This window comes from Actinomycetota bacterium, assembly GCA_036280995.1.
Taxonomy (GTDB): domain Bacteria; phylum Actinomycetota; class CALGFH01; order CALGFH01; family CALGFH01; genus CALGFH01.
The window spans coordinates 1-3,284 of record DASUPQ010000018.1; the positions used below are offsets into that span (position 1 = coordinate 1).

The following is a 3,284-nucleotide window of genomic DNA, read 5'->3' on the forward strand; positions in this document are numbered from 1 at the left end:
ACGACGTGCACAAGGCACCTTCCTGTTGAGTGACCAAGCCATCGTATCGGGTCTTGATGGCCTCTTTGCGCCGGGACCGGCCGGCCTTAACGGGTTCTTTGCGCCGGGCCTTCAGCATCGAGGTCGTGTCCATCCCCTACCAGTCCAGCGGCTACCGGGCCAAGAAGCTCCTGCTCGGCCCGCCGCTGAAGACCTCGCAGCTGGCCCACGAGCGGATCTCCAAGCGGGTCGCGCTGGCGGTGTTCTCCTCCGACCCGATCTCCTCGACCGCCTATGCCACCGAGGAGATGCTGCTGGTGCTGGTGGTCGCGGGCGCGGCGGCGATCGGGCTGGCCCTGCCGGTGGCCCTGGCCATCGTCGCCCTGCTGGCCCTGCTGGTGGTCTCCTACCGCCAGGTGGTCGACGCCTACCCCTCGGCCGGCGGGGCGTACGTGGTCAGCCGGGACAACTTCGGCAACGTCACCGCCGCCGTGGCCGGGGCGGCCCTGCTGATCGACTACGTGCTGACGGTGGCCGTCAGCGTGACCAGCGGCGTCGCCGCCATGGCATCGGTCTGGCCCGACCAGCTGGGCCCGCTCCGGGTCGAGCTGTCGGTCGCCTTCGTGGTCCTGCTCGCCTGGGGCAACCTGCGCGGCATCCGCGAGGCGGGCCGGATCTTCGCCATCCCCACCTACGTGTACGTGGTCGCCGTCGGGGTCATGATCGCGGTCGGCGTGTGGCGGCTGGCCAGCGGCGACATCGAGCCGATCCGCCACACCACCGGGGAGGCCGGCCTGCTCCACTCCGGCGGCGCCGTGGGGGCCGTGACCTTGTTCCTGATCTTGCGCGCCTTCGCCTCGGGCACGACCGCCCTCACCGGGGTCGAGGCCATCTCCAACGGGGTCTCGGCCTTCCGGGCCCCGGAGGCGGTCAACGCCAAGAAGACCCTGATGATGATGGCGGCGATCATGGGGACCCTGTTCTGTGGCATCACCTACCTGGCCGTGCGGCTGGAGGCGCTGCCCTTCTCCAGCGGCTACCCGACGGTCATCTCCCAGATCGCCCGGCAGGTCCTGGGCGGCGGGCCGGCGTTTCTCCTCGTCCAGGCGGCCACCCTGCTCATCCTGGTGCTGGCGGCCAACACCGCCTTCTCCGGGTTCCCCCTGCTGGCCAGCTTCGCCTCCGGCGACGCCCTGCTGCCCCGCCAGCTGCGCAAGCGCGGCCACCGGCTGGTCTACTCCAACGGCATCCTCGCCCTGGCGGCGGTGGCCATCTTCCTGATCGTGGTCTTCCAGGCCGACACCCACTCGCTGATCCCGCTGTACGCGGTGGGGGTGGTGACCTCCTTCACCCTCGCCCAGGCGGGCATGACCCGCCGCCACCTGCGGCTGCGCGAGCCGGGCTGGTGCGGCGGCGTCCTGATCAACGGGGTCGGGGCCGCCGTGACCCTGGTCGCCCTGGTGGTCATCGTCGTCGGCAAGTTCGCCGAGGGCGCCTGGATGGTCGTGATCGCCATCCCGCTGCTGGTCTGGCTGCTGCTCCGCATCCAGCGGACCTACGGCCGCGAGCTGGCCCAGCTGAAGGTCCAGGTGAGCCAGCGCCTGGCCCCGCCCAAGCCCCGCCACGAGGTGGTGGTGCTGATCGAGGACCTCGACCAGGCCACCATCGGCGCCCTCCAGTACGCCCGCCAGCTCAACCCGCTCAGCATCACCGCCCTGCACGTCGCCGTCGACCCCGACCACGCCCGCGAGCTGGGCCGGCTGTGGTCGAAGGTCCAGATCCCGTTCCCGCTGGAGCTGGTCGACGCCCCTGACCGCAACCTGCTGGCCACCGTCGAGGAGGCGATCGCCGAGCGGGTCCGGCCCGACACCGAGGTCACGGTCCTGGTCCCGCGCCGCCGCTACGTCGGCTTCTGGCGCCGGGTCCTGCACGACCAGACCTCGGCCGGGCTGACCAAGGTGCTGGGCTCGATGGAGAACGTCAACGTGACCATCGTCCCGTTCCACCTGGCCAGCCAGCCGGAGCCGTTCGCCGTCAAGGCACGAACGGCTCGACGTCGGCCAGCCAGGCCTCGAGCAGGGCCAGCGAGCCGACCATGGCCGGGGCGTCCAGGGCCAGCTGCAGGGCGATGTTGGCCCCGGAGGAATGGCCGACCACGCCCGCCCGGCCGATCCTGAGCCGGCCCAGCAGCCGACGTACCGGTTTAACAGACTCCGGGACTCGCGTACTGTCCGATGGTGGCAGCCATGGCAGGTCCGGGTGGGGAACGGGTTCGTGCCGCCGAGGTGATCGCGGCGTTGTCGCTGGCGACGGACCTGGGGATCGGGGTGCCCCTCGAGCATGGCCTGCAGAGCACGCTGGTGGCCATGCGGCTCGGCGAGGTGCTGGGCGTCGACCCGGAGACGGCGTCGCAGACCTACTATGCGTGCCTGCTGTTCTACGTCGGCTGCACCGCCGACGCGGAGGTCGCCGCCGACACCTTCGGCGACGACGATGCCCTGACGACCCATGCCATGCCGGCCAGGTTCGGGTCGACGCCCGAGCGGATGGCCGGGATGCTGCGGGCGCTTGCCAGCTCGGGCAGCCCTGCACCCGTGCGGGCCGTGCAGATCGTGCGCGGCATGCCGAGGGCGGCCCGGGAGTTCAAGGGCCATGTCACCGCGTTCTGCGAGGTGGCCCAGATGCTGACCGACCGGCTCGGCCTACCCGCGTCCATGCAGGGCCTGTTCGCCTACCTGGTCGAGCGCTGGGACGGCAAGGGCCTGCCCGGTCGCGCCCGGCACGAGGAGATCCCGCTGCCGGTGCGGATCGCCTCGGCGGCCCGCGACGCCGCGTTCCAGCACCTGCTCGGCGGCGCCGAGCTCGCCGCGGCGGTGGTCCGCAGGCGGGCGGGAGGAGCGTTCGACCCGGCCGTGGCCATCCCGCTCGCCGACGCGGCCGCCGAGCTCCTGGCGCCCGACGCCGGTGCGAGCGCCTGGGAGGAGACGCTCGCCCGCGAGCCGGGCCGATGGCTGGCCCTGGAGGGCGAGGCGATCGACCGTGCCCTCGGGGCCATGGGCGAGTTCGCCGACCTCGCCTCGCCGTACCTGGTCGGCCACTCGGCCGGTGTGGCCGAGCTGGCCACGGCGGCGGCCCGGCAGTGCCGCCTGGAGGCCGCCGACCTGATGCGGGTCCGGCGGGCCGCGCTGGTGCACGATCTCGGGCGCGTGGCCGTCCCGGTCCGCATCTGGCAGAAGGCCGCCCCGCTCACGGCCGACGACTGGGAACGTGTCAGGCTGCACGCCTACCACTCCGAACGCGTCCTC

At 72.4% G+C, this 3,284-nt stretch carries 2 protein-coding genes and 1 pseudogene; 2 read left to right on the forward strand and 1 reads right to left on the reverse strand.

Going from position 1 to position 3,284, the window contains the following annotated elements; translation table 11 throughout:
- Nucleotides 1–125: 125 nt before the first annotated feature.
- Nucleotides 126–2,156, forward strand: coding sequence for an APC family permease (locus VF468_00480; GenBank protein HEX5876802.1), 2,031 nt, complete (start codon nt 126–128; stop codon nt 2,154–2,156).
- Here VF468_00480 and VF468_00485 read toward each other — a convergent pair.
- Nucleotides 2,104–2,571 (reverse strand): annotated as a pseudogene (locus tag VF468_00485) (hypothetical protein). The gene VF468_00480 and the pseudogene VF468_00485 sit on opposite strands and share 53 nt — an antisense overlap.
- A gap of 461 nt (nt 2,572–3,032) precedes the next feature.
- Between VF468_00485 and VF468_00490 the strand changes: the two are divergent.
- Nucleotides 3,033–3,284, forward strand: a 252-nt coding sequence (locus VF468_00490) for an HD domain-containing phosphohydrolase (GenBank protein ID HEX5876803.1), incomplete at its 3' end; no start/stop codon positions are given.